Below are 16,271 nucleotides of genomic sequence, written 5' to 3' on the forward strand. Positions count from 1 at the left end.
CTCCACATGGCTGTCCACTGTTCGGCAACGCGGCGCACCCGATCACCGCGTCGAGTGAAAGGCGTCACATCAAGGTGCCGGATTGGGGTGTGGGAAACGTGGGTAAATCTGGGGACGCAGCTGGGGAGAACTGCCCTCGGGCTGTGGGCGGTGTGTGCAGAACTTCCTGTTCTCCACAGAGACGCCTGGTTGTCCACTGCCGTCACCCACAGGACCGGTGGACAAAATTTCCGCGCTGAGCTGGGCAAACGTGGTTATCCACGGTATCCACAGGCCCTACTACTACTCCCGACTAGAGAGAGTGCGGAATCCGTTTCGAAGCGGGGCCTGTGCACAACTCGCCGTTTCGAGCCCGGCTGCCCCTCGGCACGACTTGACCCCGACGGGCACCTACTGTCAGTGCCGTGCGTCAGACTGGTCCCCGGTGTTCTTCCCGTCGCAGTGGGCGGTGACACCGAGTCGTAGGGCTCAGTAGCAACAGCAGGAGGCGGCTTACGGTGAAGATCCGGGTGGAACGCGACGTACTCGCGGAGGCAGTGGCCTGGGCGGCACGCAGCCTTCCGGCCCGTCCGCCGGCGCCTGTCCTCGCCGGCCTTCTCCTGAAGGCCGAGGACGGCCAGCTGAGCCTGTCCAGCTTCGACTACGAGGTCTCCGCCCGGGTGTCCGTCGAGGCCGAGGTCGAGGAGGAGGGCACCGTCCTCGTCTCCGGCCGTCTGCTCGCCGACATCTCCCGCGCCCTCCCCAACCGGCCGGTGGAGATTTCCACAGACGGTGTACGGGCGACGGTGGTCTGCGGCTCCTCGCGCTTCACACTCCACACCCTGCCTGTGGAGGAGTACCCGTCCCTGCCCCAGATGCCGAACGCGACGGGCACGGTCCCCGGCGAGGTCTTCGCCTCCGCCGTCCAGCAGGTCGCCATCGCCGCGGGCCGCGACGACACGCTGCCCGTCCTCACCGGTGTGCGCATCGAGATCGAGGGCGACACGGTCACCCTGGCCTCCACCGACCGCTACCGCTTCGCGGTCCGTGAGTTCCTGTGGAAGCCGGAGAACCCGGACGCCTCGGCGGTCGCCCTGGTGCCCGCCAAGACGCTCCTGGACACCGCCAAGGCGCTCACCAGCGGCGACAGCGTGATCCTGGCGCTGTCCGGCTCGGGCGCGGGCGAGGGTCTGATCGGCTTCGAGGGTGCCGGACGCCGGACCACCACGCGCCTCCTGGAGGGCGACCTCCCGAAGTACCGCACGCTGTTCCCGACCGAGTTCAACAGCATCGCCGTGATCGAGACCGCCCCCTTCGTGGAGGCCGTCAAGCGCGTCGCCCTGGTCGCCGAGCGCAACACCCCGGTGCGGCTCAGCTTCGAGCAGGGCGTGCTCATCCTGGAGGCCGGCTCCAGCGACGACGCACAGGCTGTGGAAAGGGTCGACGCACAGCTGGACGGCGACGACATCTCGATCGCCTTCAACCCGACCTTCCTGCTCGACGGTCTGAGCGCCATCGACTCGCCGGTGGCCCAGCTGTCGTTCACGACGTCCACGAAGCCCGCGCTGCTCAGCGGCAAGCCGGCGGTGGACGCCGAGGCGGACGAGGCCTACAAGTACCTGATCATGCCGGTGCGCCTCAGCGGCTGAGCGGGCCGCGTTCCCACCGGTCACCGCCCCGTCGGACGAAGCCGCAGGTGAGGGCATACGTATGAGCGCGTATGCCCACAGATGTGCGTGAGCGTCCGGGTTTAGGCTCGGACGTGGGTACGAAGGTGCCCCACACGTCACACAGCAACCTAAGGATCAACTGATGGACCTCGGTCTCGTCGGCCTCGGCAAGATGGGCGGCAACATGCGCGAGCGGATCCGCCGCGCGGGCCACACCGTCATCGGATACGACCGCAACGCGGACCTCGCGGATGTCCACAGCCTGGAAGAGCTTGTGGGCAAGCTCCCCGGCCCGCGTGTGGTCTGGGTGATGGTCCCGGCCGGCAAGCCCACCCAGAGCACGATCGACCGGCTCGCCGAGCTCCTGGAGCCCGGCGACGTGGTCGTGGACGGCGGCAACTCCCGCTGGACGGACGACGAGCGGCACGCCGAGGAGCTGGCCGCCAAGGGCATCGGCTTCGTCGACTGCGGTGTCTCCGGCGGCGTCTGGGGCCTGGAGAACGGCTATGCGCTGATGTACGGCGGCGACGCCGAGAACGTCGCCAAGGTGCAGCCGGTCTTCGACGCGCTCCGGCCCGAGGGTGACTTCGGCGCGGTGCACGCGGGCAAGGTCGGCGCGGGCCACTTCGCGAAGATGGTCCACAACGGCATCGAGTACGCGATGATGCAGGCCTACGCCGAGGGCTGGGAGCTCCTGGAGAAGGTCGACTCCGTGACCGACGTCCGTGAGGTCTTCCGCTCCTGGCAGGAGGGCACGGTCATCCGCTCGTGGCTGCTCGACCTCGCGGTCAACGCCCTCGACGAGGACGAGCACCTGGACGAGCTGAAGGGTTATGCACAGGACTCCGGCGAGGGCCGGTGGACTGTGGAGGCCGCCATAGACAACGCGGTGCCGCTTCCCGCGATCACCGCCTCGCTGTTCGCGCGGTTCGCCTCCCGCCAGGAGGACTCGCCGCAGATGAAGATGATCGCCGCGCTGCGCAACCAGTTCGGCGGCCACGCCGTAGAGAAGAAGTAATCCACAGGGTCGCCCCGCGATCCACAACCTTGGGGGAGGTCGGCGAACGACCATGCACGTCACGCATCTGTCGCTGGCCGACTTCCGCTCGTACGCCCGGGTCGAGGTCCCGCTCGACCCGGGCGTCACCGCCTTCGTCGGCCCCAACGGGCAGGGGAAGACGAATCTCGTCGAGGCCATCGGCTATCTCGCCACCCTCGGCAGCCACCGGGTCGCCTCCGACGCCCCCCTGGTCCGCATGGGCGCCGACCGCGCGATCATCCGGGCGCAGGTCCGACAGGGCGAGCGGCAGCAGCTGGTCGAGCTCGAGCTGAACCCGGGCCGGGCCAACCGCGCCCGTATCAACAGGTCCTCGCAGGTCAGGCCGCGCGATGTGCTCGGGATCGTACGGACCGTGCTGTTCGCGCCCGAGGATCTCGCCCTGGTCAAGGGCGACCCCGGTGAGCGGCGGCGTTTCCTCGACGAGCTGATCACCGCCCGCTCCCCGCGCATGGCGGGCGTGCGCTCCGACTACGAGCGGGTCCTCAAGCAGCGCAACACGCTCCTGAAGTCGGCCGCGCTGGCCCGCCGGCACGGCGGCCGGTCCATGGACCTGTCCACGCTCGACGTGTGGGACCAGCATCTGGCGCGCGCGGGCGCCGAGCTGCTCGCCCAGCGCCTCGATCTGATCGCCGCGATCCATCCGCTGACCGACAAGGCGTACGAGCAGCTGGCCCCCGGCGGCGGTCCCGTCGCCCTGGAGTACAAGCCGTCCGCCCCCGGCGAGGCCCACACGCGCGAGGACCTCTGCGCCCAGCTGATGGAAGCCCTGGCCGAAGCCCGCAAGCAGGAGATCGAGCGGGGTGTGACGCTCGTGGGCCCCCACCGTGACGATGTGATTCTCAAACTCGGTCAGCTGCCCGCCAAGGGGTACGCATCCCACGGCGAGTCCTGGTCCTGTGCGCTGGCGCTGCGCCTGGCGTCGTACGACCTTCTGCGTGCGGAGGGCAATGAGCCGGTGCTGATCCTCGACGACGTGTTCGCCGAGCTGGACGCCCGGCGCCGGGAGCGGCTGGCCGAGCTGGTCGCGCCCGGTGAGCAGGTTCTGGTGACCGCCGCGGTCGACGACGACGTGCCGCACGTCCTGGCGGGGGCGCGGTACACCGTGGCCGAGGGGACGGTGGAGCGCGTATGAGCACCGACGAGCCCACCCCCCAGGGCCGCGGGAAGGCGCCCGAGCCCTCCGGAGTCGACCTGGCGCGCGTGGCGTTGCGCGCCGCCAAGGAGCAGGCACGCGCGCGTGGCGCCGCGGCGCAGGAGAGGAAGCAGGCGCGGCGCGGTGGCCTGCGCTCCGGCGCGCGCGCCGACGGCCGCGACCCGATGGCGCTCGGTGCCGCGATCAACCGGCTGATCAACGAGCGCGGCTGGGAGACACCGGCCGCGGTGGGCGGCGTCATGGGCCGCTGGCCGCAGATCGTCGGCGAGGACCTGGCCAAGCACTGCGTACCGCAGCGGTACGACGAGGACGAGCGCGTCCTGAGCGTGCAGTGCGACTCCACGGCGTGGGCGACCCAGCTGCGGCTGCTCGCCCCGACGCTGGTCGCCCGGCTCAACGAGGACCTCGGCCACGGCACGGTGAAGCTGATCAAGGTGAACGGCCCCGGCGGTCCCGTCCGCCGCTACGGCTCCTTGCGTGCCCCGGGGAGCACGGGCCCCGGTGACACCTACGGGTGACATACCTCACGTGGCGGTGCCGTGGTGCGGTCCGGTCGTACACCGGCGCGCCGTCTTGTCGTACAACCGCACGTGGTTGCGAATCCCGACCTGACCCCGGAGTAGCCAAGGGTTGACAGCCGGAAGCGCTGAGTGCCTCCGTGAGCCTCTTGGAGCCCCCTTCCGCATATCGGGACCCGGCCGAGACCGGTTCAGGGCGGCACATGGGGACTCAGGTACCGGCAAACCCCCATCACTGTCGGCGCTACCGGTAGACTGGAAGCCAATCCCGCCCCATTCGTGGGGACGTCCGGGAAAAGCTGAGCAACGCTGATCAAGGCTTACCACCGCAACATGCCGCAGCCGCTCCGGCAACCCTCCCCCAAAGGGGGCGCCCCCAGGAGCCCGGCTCGTGCTGTGCCAGTGCCAGAAAGGGCGCTTCGTGGCCGATTCCGGCAACCCCAACGAGAACATCCCGTCCACCGACGCCGGCGCGAACGGTGAGGTCACCGCCTCGTACGACGCCAGCGCCATCACCGTGCTCGAAGGGCTGGACGCGGTCCGCAAGCGACCCGGTATGTACATCGGCTCCACCGGTGAGCGCGGCCTGCACCACCTGGTGTACGAGGTCGTCGACAACTCGGTCGACGAGGCGCTGGCCGGTCATGCGGACACCATCGACGTGACGATCCTGGCCGACGGCGGTGTGCGGGTCGTCGACAACGGCCGTGGCATCCCGGTGGGCATCGTCCCCTCCGAGGGGAAGCCGGCCCTCGAGGTCGTCCTGACGGTGCTGCACGCGGGCGGCAAGTTCGGTGGCGGCGGCTACGCCGTCTCCGGCGGTCTGCACGGTGTCGGCGTCTCCGTCGTGAACGCCCTGTCCAGCAAGGTGTCGGTGGAGGTCAAGACCGACGGCCACCGCTTCACCCAGGACTACAAGATGGGTGTCCCGACGGCGCCGCTGGCCCAGCACGAGGAGACGGGCGAGCACGGCACGTCGGTCACCTTCTGGGCCGACCCGGACATCTTCGAGACCACCGAGTACTCCTTCGAGACGCTCTCGCGGCGCTTCCAGGAGATGGCGTTCCTCAACAAGGGCCTGACCATCAGGCTCACGGACGAGCGCGAGTCGGCGAAGGCCACGGCCGGCGCGGACGAGGCGGGTGCGGACGAGAAGGACGAGGTCAAGACCGTCACCTACCGCTATGAGGGCGGCATCGTCGACTTCGTGAAGTACCTCAACTCCCGCAAGGGAGACGTGGTGCACGCCACCGTCATCGACCTGGAGGCCGAGGACAGGGACAAGAGCCTGTCCCTCGAGGTCGCGATGCAGTGGAACAGCGGCTACAGCGAGGGTGTGTACTCCTTCGCGAACATCATCCACACCCACGAGGGCGGTACGCACGAAGAGGGTTTCCGTGCCGCGCTGACCTCGCTGATCAACAAGTACGCGCGCGACAAGAAGCTGCTGCGCGAGAAGGACGACAACCTCACCGGTGACGACATCCGTGAGGGTCTGACCGCGATCATCTCGGTGAAGCTGAGCGAGCCCCAGTTCGAGGGCCAGACCAAGACCAAGCTCGGCAACACGGAGGCGAAGACCTTCGTCCAGAAGGCGGTCTACGAGCACCTCAACGACTGGCTGGACCGCAACCCGAACGAGGCCGCGGACATCGTCCGCAAGGGCATCCAGGCGGCCACCGCGCGCGTGGCGGCCCGTAAGGCCCGCGACCTCACGCGGCGCAAGGGCCTGCTGGAGTCGGCGTCCCTGCCGGGCAAGCTCTCCGACTGCCAGTCGAACGACCCCACCAAGTGCGAGATCTTCATCGTCGAGGGCGACTCGGCCGGCGGCTCGGCCAAGTCCGGCCGCAACCCGCAGTACCAGGCGATCCTCCCGATCCGCGGCAAGATCCTCAACGTGGAGAAGGCGCGGATCGACAAGATCCTGCAGAACCAGGAGATCCAGGCGCTGATCTCGGCCTTCGGCACGGGCGTGCACGAGGACTTCGACATCGAGAAGCTCCGCTATCACAAGATCATCCTGATGGCGGACGCCGACGTCGACGGCCAGCACATCAACACCCTGCTGCTGACCTTCCTGTTCCGCTTCATGCGGCCGCTGGTCGAGGCCGGGCACGTGTTCCTGTCCCGTCCCCCGCTCTACAAGATCAAGTGGGGCCGGGACGAGGTCGAGTACGCGTACTCCGACCGTGAGCGCGACGCCCTGCTGGAGCTGGGCCGTCAGCGCGGCAAGCGCGTCCGGGAGGACTCGATCCAGCGCTTCAAGGGTCTCGGCGAGATGAACGCCGAGGAACTGCGCGTGACCACCATGGACATCGAGCACCGTGTCCTCGGCCAGGTCACCCTCGACGACGCCGCTCAGGCCGACGACCTGTTCTCGGTCCTCATGGGCGAGGACGTCGAGGCCCGCCGCGCCTTCATCCAGCGCAACGCCAAGGACGTCCGCTTCCTCGACATCTGAGTCGGTCTCAGCTGACCGCACCAGGAAGGATCTTCACCAGCAATGGCCGACGAGAACACTCCTGTCACCCCTGAAGAGAACGGCGAGGCGGTCGTCCGCGTCGAGCCCGTCGGGCTCGAGACGGAGATGCAGCGTTCGTACCTCGACTACGCGATGTCCGTCATCGTGTCCCGCGCGCTGCCCGACGTCCGTGACGGTCTCAAGCCCGTCCACCGCCGTGTCCTGTACGCCATGTACGACGGCGGCTACCGCCCCGAGCGTGGCTTCTACAAGTGCGCCCGCGTCGTCGGCGACGTCATGGGCAACTACCACCCGCACGGCGACAGCTCCATCTACGACGCGCTGGTCCGCCTCGCCCAGCCGTGGGCGATGCGCATGCCGCTCGTCGACTCCAACGGCAACTTCGGCTCCCCGGGCAACGACCCGGCGGCCGCCATGCGCTACACCGAGTGCAAGATGGCGCCGCTGTCGATGGAGATGGTCCGCGACATCGACGAGGAGACCGTCGACTTCACGGACAACTACGACGGCCGCTCCCAGGAGCCGACCGTCCTGCCCGCCCGCTTCCCGAACCTGCTGATCAACGGCTCGGCCGGGATCGCGGTCGGTATGGCGACCAACATCCCGCCGCACAACCTGCGCGAGGTCGCGGCCGGCGCCCAGTGGTGCCTGGAGAACCCGGAGGCCTCGCACGAGGAGCTCCTGGACGCGCTCGTCGAGCGCATCAAGGGCCCGGACTTCCCGACCGGCGCGCTCGTCGTCGGCCGCAAGGGCATCGAGGAGGCCTACCGCACGGGCCGCGGCTCGATCACCATGCGCGCGGTCGTCGAGGTCGAGGAGATCCAGAACCGCCAGTGCCTGGTGGTGACGGAGCTGCCGTACCAGGTGAACCCGGACAACCTGGCGCAGAAGATCGCCGACCTGGTGAAGGACGGCAAGATCGGCGGCATCGCCGACGTCCGTGACGAGACCTCCTCGCGCACGGGCCAGCGCCTGGTCATCGTCCTGAAGCGGGACGCGGTCGCCAAGGTGGTGCTGAACAACCTCTACAAGCACACCGACCTGCAGACGAACTTCGGCGCCAACATGCTGGCGCTGGTCGACGGCGTGCCGCGCACCCTCTCCCTGGACGCGTTCATCCGCCACTGGGTGACGCACCAGATCGAGGTCATCGTCCGCCGTACGCGCTTCAGGCTGCGCAAGGCCGAGGAGCGGGCGCACATCCTGCGCGGTCTGCTCAAGGCCCTGGACTCCATCGACGAGGTCATCGCCCTGATCCGGGGCAGTGAGACCGTCGAGGTCGCGCGCACGGGCCTGATGGCCCTCCTGGAGATCGACGAGATCCAGGCGAACGCCATCCTCGAGATGCAGCTGCGCCGACTGGCCGCCCTGGAGCGCCAGAAGATCGTCCAGGAGCACGACGAGCTCCAGGCGAAGATCAACGAGTACAACCAGATCCTCGCCTCCCCGGTCCGCCAGCGCGGCATCGTCAGCGAGGAGCTGGCCGCGATCGTCGAGAAGTTCGGCGAGGACCGCAAGACCATGCTGGTGCCCTACGACGGTGACATGTCCATCGAGGACCTGATCGCCGAGGAGGACATCGTCGTCACCGTCTCGCGCGGCGGTTACGTCAAGCGGACCAAGACGGACGACTACCGGGCGCAGAAGCGCGGCGGCAAGGGCGTACGCGGCACGAAGCTGAAGGAAGACGACATCGTCGACCACTTCTTCGTCTCGACCACGCACCACTGGCTGCTGTTCTTCACCAACAAGGGCCGGGTGTACCGGGCGAAGGCGTACGAGCTTCCGGACGCCGGCCGTGACGCGCGCGGGCAGCACGTCGCGAACCTGCTGGCCTTCCAGCCGGACGAGGCGATCGCCGAGATCCTCGCAATCCGTGACTACGAGGCGGCCCCGTACCTGGTGCTGGCCACCAAGGCGGGCCTGGTCAAGAAGACCCCGCTGAAGGACTACGACTCCCCGCGTTCGGGTGGTGTGATCGCCATCAACCTGCGGGAGCGGGAGGACGGATCCGACGACGAACTGATCGGGGCCGAGCTCGTTTCGGCCGATGACGATCTGCTGCTGATCAGCAAGAAGGCGCAGTCGATCAGGTTCACCGCTACGGACGAGTCGCTGCGGCCGATGGGCCGTGCCACCTCGGGTGTCAAGGGCATGAGTTTCCGCGAGGGCGATGAACTCTTGTCGATGAATGTTGTTCGACCCGGTACGTTCGTGTTCACTGCCACGGACGGCGGGTACGCGAAGCGGACCGTCGTCGACGAGTACCGCGTCCAGGGTCGCGGCGGCCTCGGCATCAAGGCCGCCAAGATCGTGGAGGACCGTGGATCGCTCGTCGGCGCGCTGGTGGTCGAGGAGACCGACGAGATCCTCGCCATCACGCTGTCCGGCGGTGTGATTCGTACGCGAGTCAACGAGGTCAGGGAGACGGGCCGTGACACCATGGGCGTCCAACTGATCAACCTGGGCAAGCGCGATGCCGTGGTCGGTATCGCTCGAAACGCCGAGGCGGGGCGCGAGGCGGAGGAGGTCGACGGCGAGGATGTCGTGGACGAGACCGCCGAGGGTGCCGCGGCCACCGGCACGGACGAGGGTGAGGCGCCCTCGGCCGAGTAGCACGAGGAGTGAGTCAGCGTGAGCGGAGCCACGGGCGCCGGTCCGGTCGGTAGCTCGACCGGGACCTCTGCCGGTAAGCACGACGACGGCGGCGGCCGTGGCTCCGCCACGAACGCGGGAACCCCGACGGACCCGCACACGACCAATCTCAAGCCGGTCAAGTCCTCCGGGACCGACTCGCACTCGCCCGACTCTCATGGATCCCAGGGGGGAACTGTGACGGACACCCGAGGCCCGCAGACCCAGCACTACGAGGCTGGAGCGGGCCCGGCCGCTCCGGGCGCCCAGCCCCCGGCCGCCGCCCCCGAGGCGCAGGCCGCTTCGCCGCTGCCCGGCGAGCGCCGGCAGCAGCAGCCCTCCGGGCCCTACCACCCGCCGCAGGCCTACCCGGCACAGGCTCCGGCGGGTGCCGTACGCCGGGCGCGCACCGGCGCGCGCACCACGCCCCGCACCCGCAAGGCGCGGCTGCGCGTGGCCAAGGCCGACCCGTGGTCGGTGATGAAGGTCAGCTTCCTGCTCTCCATCGCGCTGGGCATCTGCACGATCGTCGCGTCCGCCGTGCTGTGGATGGTCATGAACGCGATGGGCGTGTTCTCGACGGTCGGTGGCACCATCTCGGAGGCGACCGGCTCGAACGAGGCCAACGGCTTCGACCTGCAGGCCTTCCTGTCGCTCCCGCACGTCCTGATGTTCGCGACGATCATCGCGGTGATCGATGTCGTCCTCGCGACGGCCCTGGCCACCCTCGGCGCGTTCATCTACAACCTCTCCGCGGGCTTCGTCGGCGGTGTCGAACTGACGCTGGCCGAGGACGAGTGACCGGCGTACGAACGTTCGCTGACGGTCCTCCGACAACCGATTTTGGGACTGCCCCGGTCGTGCGCTAATCTTCAGGAGTCAGCGCGCGGGACACACACCGCAGAGCGCGGCGGGGCTATAGCTCAGTTGGTTAGAGCGCATCCCTGATAAGGATGAGGCCACAGGTTCAAATCCTGTTAGCCCCACATGCGAAAAGACCCCCAACCGATCATGGTTGGGGGTCTTTGACATCAACGGCTGACATCAACCCATGAGTGGATCTTCCAGGAGCTCAGCGAGCATCGCGACGGCTTCCCGCTCGCTGTCCCCCACCACGTGCGTGTAGACGTCCATGGTCATGCTGATCTGGCTGTGCCGAAGGATCGCCTGAGCGACCTTTGGGTGCACCTTCAGGAAGGCCAGCAGCGTGCCGCAGGTGTGCCGGGCGAGCCGGACCGTGATCCGGCGAACGCCAGCCCGTTTGACGAGGCGGTCGAAGGTGCGGGAGAAGCCCATCGGATCGATCATGCCGCCATGTGCGGAGGAGAAGATCAGGTCGTGGTCCGGCTCCTGGGTCCAGTGCTTACCAGCTATCTTCCGCTCCAGCTCCTGGAGCTCCCGGCGTTCCTCCAGGGCACGGGCGCAGAACTCCGGCAGGGGAAGCACGGCCTGTGACGACTCCGTCTTGAGGTCCTTGAGGACCAGGCCGACGGTCTTGACCCGCTGCACTTGCTTGACGGGGGTGAAGTGGCCGGCCTCGAAGTCGATGTCCTGCCAGCGCAAGCCGAGCACTTCGCTTCGCCGCAGACCGAGGACCAGGACGAGGACGCAGGCCGCGTAGAGGCGGTGAGCGCGGGCCGAGCGAAGGAACGCGATCGCTTCCCGAGGGCTCCACGCCGTGCCCTTGTCCTTGGTCACCTTGGGCATGTCGACCAGGAGGGCGACGTTACGCGTGACCAGCTCCTCGCGGACGGCCCGGTTGAGTGCATTGCGGAGGACGCGGAGCACCTCGAAGCGGGCGGAGGCCCCGACCCTCTCCCGCGCCAGCGCGGCCATGAAGGCGCGGATCTGTGCCGGGGTGAGCTTCACCAGCGGCTTCTTCCCAAGGTGAGGCACCAGGTAGAGCCTCACCTTGGACTCGTACTTGGCGTACGTGTTGTGTTCGCGTTCCGGAGCGACGATGTGCTCCAGCCAGTAGGCCAGCCACTCGCCGAGCGTCCAGGACCGCGACGGCCCCGGGATGCCGTTGCGCTCCTGGTCCTGCAGCTTGCCGAGCTTCTCGTTGGCTTCGTCCCAGGTTCGGCCGTAGACGTACTTACGCACCCGGTTGCCGTCCGTGTCGGTCACGTACGCAGCACCGTGATAGCGACCGTCGGACCGCTTGGTGATCGTGCCGCCGCCGTTGGGTCGACGCTTCGCCATCAGGCAGCCTTCCCGATCTGCCCGACGATGAAGTCACGGACCGCGTGATCCGGGATACGTCGGCATCCGTCGACCTTGATGGAGACGAGACGGTTGGTGCGGATCAGGTCGTAGACCTTGGTCCGGCCCACTTTGAGCCGCGTCATGACCTCGGGCACGGTCAACAGCTCAACAGGTGCGGTGGTCATGCTGCGGCTCCTTCCAGGGCCAGTTCGTCTTGCAGTGCTTCGCGTGCGGTCTCGCGGTTGAGTCGGATGTCTCGGGCGATCGTGGCGGCGAGCCAGGACTCCCCAGGGGTGTGGCCCTGTCCGGCGTAGGTCCAGTGGGCGAGCACGAGCGTGGAGCCCTCCGTGTCGTCGAGGTCTTCGGAGAGCCCGCGTTCGCGGCGTTCCTGCCGGGCGCGGTAGTCGGCGCGGACCTGGCGCAGGGCGCCGAGGGTGGTGGAGTAGCGGCGGGACTTGGTGGAGAAGTGGCCGCGGAAGCCGAGCATGTGAGCCCAGCGGGCGAGCAGCCGTTCCGGGTAGGCGTCGTCCAGGTCCCAACAGGCTTCGATCAGGCGCCGGGTGTGGGCGGGCAGCGGCAGCCGATCGAGTTCGGACAGTTCCCCGATGCGGTGGTCGACCGATCCGGTGGTCTCGGCCGCGTTGGTGGCGTACTTGGCCACGTAGGAGGCGACGGCCTGTTCGGTCAGTTCCTCCTGTCCGAGGGCGCCGATGGGCTGCACGTCGACCTGGGAGCCCCAGCGCAGGGTGCGGGCCGGGTGGTCGCCGGAGGCGGGGACCGGGACGGAGACGCGGGCGGCGGCCTTGATGGCGTCGTCCAGGAGGCGGACCGTGGCCCATGCTGGCGGGGCGGTGTCCGGGCCGTCCGGGCCGTCGAGTCGGACCACGGCGTGGAAGTGGACGGAGCCGCGCTTTTGGAACTCGGCGACCTTGCCGAAGGAGACCCGGCACACCTCCTTCAGCTCTGCCTGTGTCAGGCTCGCACGGGCGGCGATCTCCCGGCGCAGGTAGATGGTGAAGCGCCGCCACAGGTCCCCGGCGTAGTTGTTGAACAGCACGGCGCCCGCGTAGTCGTAGCGCTCCGGGTCCAGTGCCGTGCCCAGGGCCGGGTCATCCTCGGCGTGGGAGCTCCCGCAGCGGCAGCGCCGGGAGTCGGGCCGGTTGTGGACCGGGCCGAACGAGGGGGCGGTGAGGGTGGCGAAGACGCGGGGGTGATCCCGCACGGTGGCGGGGACGTCCTTGTGCTCGTCGCCGGTGATCCCGGCCCGGATCAGGTGGTACGTGTCGCCTGCGTAGGTCCAGGCGCAGGCCGGGCAGCGGGACGCACGGCGGTTGCCGCAGGCCAGCCGGAGCATGGCGCCCGGCTCGTTCGCGGTGCTGTACGAGTAGAGGACGTCCCCGGTCGCGCGGTCGCGGGTGACGGTCTCGCCCACGAGGCGGATCGGGTGGGAGCAGCCGCCGGTACGGTGGACCTGTTCCTGCCAGCGGTCGAAGCCGGGCGAGTTCGCCACCCGCAGCAGGTCGGCGAGGGTTAACGGGTCGGTGCCCAGGGAGGCCGCAGCACCGGCCACGGCCTCAGGGGCGACGGGGAAGACCGTCACGCGGCGACCTCCAGCCGCACCGGGGCCGGGGCGGGGGTCGAGCCGAAGTGCCGGTCACGCGGGCAGATCACGTCCCCGTCGTGGGTCAGGACGCGCAGGCTGTCGACCGCGACGCGGGTCCAGGCCGGGGCATGGGTGCCGCAGCCGGGGCAGGTGGCCGCCCGGGCGGGGACGTCCAGGAGGTCGAGGACGGAGGGGAAGATGCTCACGCCGCCCTACCTTCTTGAGTGCGTCCCGTGAGTTCGCGACTCTGGGACTGCGCGGGTGGGGCAGGGATGGTTTTCATGCTGGCTGCCCTCCATGGCTTCGGTGGCTGATCCCCCTGCTCCGCCACTTCTTCCGGACTGCTGATTAGGCTCTGCGGACCATCGCTGTGTAGGGCGAGGACGGGCGGAAGAGGTCGCGCCGCAGGTCGCACGGCGAGGGGAGCGTCATGTCCGCCACCGCAGGATTCGACATCGCCAAGGAGTTTCACTGGCTGACCGTCATCGACCACCGTGCCCGGCTCCTGGCCAGCCACCGGGTCGACAACGACTCCGCGGCCATCGCCCAGGCACTGGGGGAACTGCACGCCTTCGAAGCCGAACACGGCCCGGTCAGCGTCGGGCTGGACGTCGTCGGCGCGATCTCCGGCCTGCTGACCGCGCGGCTTCCGGCCGGGCGAACGAGTCGAGATCCTTAACGCTGGACTTGTGCCCGCCCCGGCGGAGGCCGCCGAAGCCCTCGGAGTGGCGGAGGGGGAATCTGTGGTCCAGCGGCGACGGCGCTACCTGGACGACGAGGGTGTAGTCACCGTGTCCACGTCGTGGCTGCCGGGGGATCTCGCCGAGGCCGCCCCGGAACTGATCGTCGCGGAAGCGCTGCCCAAGATGACCTTTGGTCTGATCGAAGAGCGCACGGGGCGGCGTGCTGTCCGCCGACGCGATGTAGTCGCCCTGAAGCCCGTGCCTGACGACATCGCCCCGCTACTCGACGCCGAGGCTGGGACGCTTGCCCTGACCATGACCAACCAGTACTGGGACCAAAACGGATCTTCGACGGAGTGCGCCATCGACTTCCTGGGAGCAAGCCGACAGCTCACAGCGGAGTACGACCTCAACTGAGTGACGCGGCCCGGTTACAGGTTTCTCTACCTCATCAAGCCCCGGCTGCGCTCCGCTCCGCCGGGCGCGCTTCCCGGCTCCGCTGCGGGCGACGCTCCTACCTCCGGCCCGCTCCGCCCGCGCTGCGCCGACGCGCGCCCACTGGTGGATAGGGCCGGTGGCCATGAGTCGAGCACCGCATAGCGGGGCCGCGGTCAAGGCAATGCCTCCGGCGGGGGATCGGCCGGCACCGGGATGGAGGGGGCGCCGTCGCCGACCGCGGGCACGTAGTGGCGTGCGCGGGGTGCTCCCATCCCATCCACCGTCGCCCCAGGCAGAGCCGAGCAGACGCGGCCCAGGGGCGTCAAGGTCGTTCGTACAGTGGCGCGCTCCACCTTGACGCCCCTGAACCACGCCCGCTCCACGGTGTGTGGGTCGAGGGCGGACGGGATGGGAGCTGTTGGCGGGGGACGTTGAGGTGTCCTTCGCGGGCGTGGTACTGGTGGGCGGCGGTGAGGTTGAGCTGCGTCGGAGTGGATGATCCACCGGCTCTCGGCCGGTTCGAACCGGGCGTCTTCCACCACCGTCTGAAGTCCGTCCGCAGGCGCCACTCGCAGCTGCGGGCTGACGGTGAGGTAGCGGCGCAGCACCTCCATCTCGGCTCGGCGCAGGCCGATCCAATGCTGATGCGCGGGCTGCGCGGGCTGCGCGGGCTGCGCCTCGCGCGGTGGCGGCGCTGCGGTGTGCGTGTGGGCGTAGGCGAGGGTGTCCCAGCCGTCGTCGGCGAGCAGGAACACGATTGCCTCGAGCGCGTTCATTAGGGCTCTCCACCGCCTGCCGCAGGCATCGAGGTCACCACGGCGGGCGCCCGACCAGCGCTGCGGGGACGCGCCCCCGCCCCTGCGGTTCCTGGACACCGTTTCCCGCTGCTCTGGCTGCCGAACGTTGCCTCCCGTACGCGGCCTGCGCGCAGCGGCATCAACGCAGGCATGGGCGCCCGGTGGCGCGGGACCTCACGATGGTCTACCTGCTATAAACCCACAGGAGTATGATTCATGCGCATGACATAAGGAGATCTGTGCGAATACGACGTGTCCTTACTGCCCTGGGTGCGGGCGCTGCAACGCTCATGCTCGTTGCAACCAACGCATCCGCAGCCACCGCTGAGATAGACCTCGCCACCGCCTCGCCCATGCCCGAGGGCAACAGCCAGGTATGTGCCGAAGGTGGCTGGTACACCGGCGCTGACAGCCACCGCACCACCGCCTGCTTCATGAAGACGGGCGACTGGTGGGTGATCACCGACACGCAGTCCGACGGCTACTCGGCAGTTGCTCTGTGGCAGGTCACCGACGGTCACGGGGACGTCGTACGGCAAGGGCGCGTGTACAACACCGCCGGCTGGGGCGAGACCCGCTACAAGAACAAGAACTACCCCGAGGGCTACGACATTTCGATCAGGGCATGCGTCGGGCACTGGAACGGTGGGGACAGCCCCACCGTTTTCACGGAGGGATGCAGCGCCCCGGTGTACACCACCACCTGACGGCTTAGTCAGTAGAGCAGCCCCGGCAGGGCATTCGAAACCCTGCCGGGGCTGCGGCGTACCCATAGCCGTCCACGTCCGCACCCCCGGCGAACCTGTCAAGCCCGCCCACGGTGGCTGACACCAACGCCTGACACCAACAGCCCCGAACAGCAGCGGTTGGCGTCGGATTCCCAGCGGATGGTCAGCCTAGGAGCACGGCTTATTGACCATCCTCACCGAGGCCCCATGATCGACCTGATAAGGATGAGGCCACAGGTTCAAATCCTGTTAGCCCCACAGCATGAAGACCCCCGGTCCAGCAGGGCCGGGGGTCTTCGCGTGTTGCGGCGCGTCGGATTC

Annotated in this window: 15 protein-coding genes and 1 tRNA gene; 11 read left to right on the forward strand and 5 right to left on the reverse strand. The window is 68.7% G+C overall.

Annotated elements, in window-relative coordinates:
• Window positions 1-497: 497 nt before the first annotated feature.
• From dnaN to ACFY1J_RS36295, 8 genes are all read left to right on the forward strand, one after another.
• Complete coding sequence (gene dnaN, locus ACFY1J_RS36260) at window positions 498-1,628, forward strand: DNA polymerase III subunit beta (protein ID WP_390708339.1); 1,131 nt, start codon at window positions 498-500, stop codon at window positions 1,626-1,628.
• 163 nt (window positions 1,629-1,791) lie between these two features.
• Window positions 1,792-2,667: a phosphogluconate dehydrogenase (NAD(+)-dependent, decarboxylating) gene (gnd, locus tag ACFY1J_RS36265; RefSeq protein WP_390708338.1), complete on the forward strand. Its 876-nt coding sequence runs from the start codon at window positions 1,792-1,794 to the stop codon at window positions 2,665-2,667.
• Between the two features lie 52 nt (window positions 2,668-2,719).
• Complete coding sequence (gene recF / locus ACFY1J_RS36270; RefSeq protein ID WP_390732670.1) at window positions 2,720-3,841, forward strand: DNA replication/repair protein RecF; 1,122 nt, start codon at window positions 2,720-2,722, stop codon at window positions 3,839-3,841.
• Complete coding sequence (locus tag ACFY1J_RS36275; protein ID WP_390708336.1) at window positions 3,838-4,380, forward strand: DUF721 domain-containing protein; 543 nt, start codon at window positions 3,838-3,840, stop codon at window positions 4,378-4,380. The genes recF and ACFY1J_RS36275 overlap by 4 nt, the downstream gene beginning before the upstream one ends.
• Before the next feature lie 421 nt (window positions 4,381-4,801).
• Window positions 4,802-6,841 carry a DNA topoisomerase (ATP-hydrolyzing) subunit B gene (gyrB, locus tag ACFY1J_RS36280; RefSeq protein WP_390708335.1) on the forward strand — a complete coding sequence of 680 codons (2,040 nt, stop codon included), beginning with the start codon at window positions 4,802-4,804 and terminating at the stop codon, window positions 6,839-6,841.
• 42 nt (window positions 6,842-6,883) lie between these two features.
• Window positions 6,884-9,478, forward strand: coding sequence for a DNA gyrase subunit A (gene gyrA / locus ACFY1J_RS36285; protein ID WP_390708334.1), 2,595 nt, complete (start codon window positions 6,884-6,886; stop codon window positions 9,476-9,478).
• 18 nt (window positions 9,479-9,496) lie between these two features.
• Entirely contained in the window at window positions 9,497-10,297 is an 801-nt protein-coding gene (locus ACFY1J_RS36290) for a DUF3566 domain-containing protein (RefSeq protein ID WP_390708333.1), read from the forward strand.
• Between the two features lie 111 nt (window positions 10,298-10,408).
• A tRNA-Ile gene (locus tag ACFY1J_RS36295) sits at window positions 10,409-10,482 on the forward strand.
• 58 nt (window positions 10,483-10,540) lie between these two features.
• On the opposite strand, the gene ACFY1J_RS36300 is transcribed toward ACFY1J_RS36295, so the two are convergent.
• The 4 genes from ACFY1J_RS36300 to ACFY1J_RS36315 are packed head-to-tail and all read right to left on the reverse strand — an operon-like array spanning window position 10,541 to window position 13,510.
• Window positions 10,541-11,698 carry a tyrosine-type recombinase/integrase gene (locus ACFY1J_RS36300; RefSeq protein WP_390732671.1) on the reverse strand — a complete coding sequence of 386 codons (1,158 nt, stop codon included), beginning with the start codon at window positions 11,696-11,698 and terminating at the stop codon, window positions 10,541-10,543.
• Window positions 11,698-11,886 (reverse strand): helix-turn-helix domain-containing protein, encoded by a 189-nt coding sequence (locus ACFY1J_RS36305; protein WP_390732672.1) that lies wholly within the window; start codon window positions 11,884-11,886, stop codon window positions 11,698-11,700. The genes ACFY1J_RS36300 and ACFY1J_RS36305 overlap by 1 nt, the downstream gene beginning before the upstream one ends.
• A complete protein-coding gene (gene repSA / locus ACFY1J_RS36310) occupies window positions 11,883-13,301 on the reverse strand; it encodes a replication initiator protein RepSA (protein ID WP_390732673.1) in 1,419 nt (472 codons plus the stop codon). Before repSA ends, ACFY1J_RS36305 begins: the two co-directional genes overlap by 4 nt.
• The gene (locus ACFY1J_RS36315; protein ID WP_390732674.1) at window positions 13,298-13,510 is read right to left on the reverse strand and encodes a hypothetical protein; all 213 of its coding nucleotides are present in this window, start codon (window positions 13,508-13,510) and stop codon (window positions 13,298-13,300) included. Before ACFY1J_RS36315 ends, repSA begins: the two co-directional genes overlap by 4 nt.
• 224 nt (window positions 13,511-13,734) lie before the next feature.
• Here ACFY1J_RS36315 and ACFY1J_RS36320 point away from each other — a divergent pair, with 224 nt between their 5' ends.
• Complete coding sequence (locus tag ACFY1J_RS36320) at window positions 13,735-13,983, forward strand: transposase (RefSeq protein ID WP_390732675.1); 249 nt, start codon at window positions 13,735-13,737, stop codon at window positions 13,981-13,983.
• A 10-nt stretch (window positions 13,984-13,993) separates the two neighbouring features.
• Entirely contained in the window at window positions 13,994-14,404 is a 411-nt protein-coding gene (locus ACFY1J_RS36325) for a UTRA domain-containing protein (protein WP_390732676.1), read from the forward strand.
• Between the two features lie 194 nt (window positions 14,405-14,598).
• On the opposite strand, the gene ACFY1J_RS36330 is transcribed toward ACFY1J_RS36325, so the two are convergent.
• A complete protein-coding gene (locus tag ACFY1J_RS36330) occupies window positions 14,599-15,201 on the reverse strand; it encodes a hypothetical protein (RefSeq protein ID WP_390732677.1) in 603 nt (200 codons plus the stop codon).
• A 311-nt stretch (window positions 15,202-15,512) separates the two neighbouring features.
• Between ACFY1J_RS36330 and ACFY1J_RS36335 the strand changes: the two genes are divergently transcribed.
• Window positions 15,513-15,929: a hypothetical protein gene (locus ACFY1J_RS36335; protein ID WP_390732678.1), complete on the forward strand. Its 417-nt coding sequence runs from the start codon at window positions 15,513-15,515 to the stop codon at window positions 15,927-15,929.
• Window positions 15,930-16,271: the final 342 nt, after the last annotated feature.

This window comes from Streptomyces sp. NPDC001406, from assembly GCF_042895285.1.
Lineage (GTDB): Bacteria > Actinomycetota > Actinomycetes > Streptomycetales > Streptomycetaceae > Streptomyces.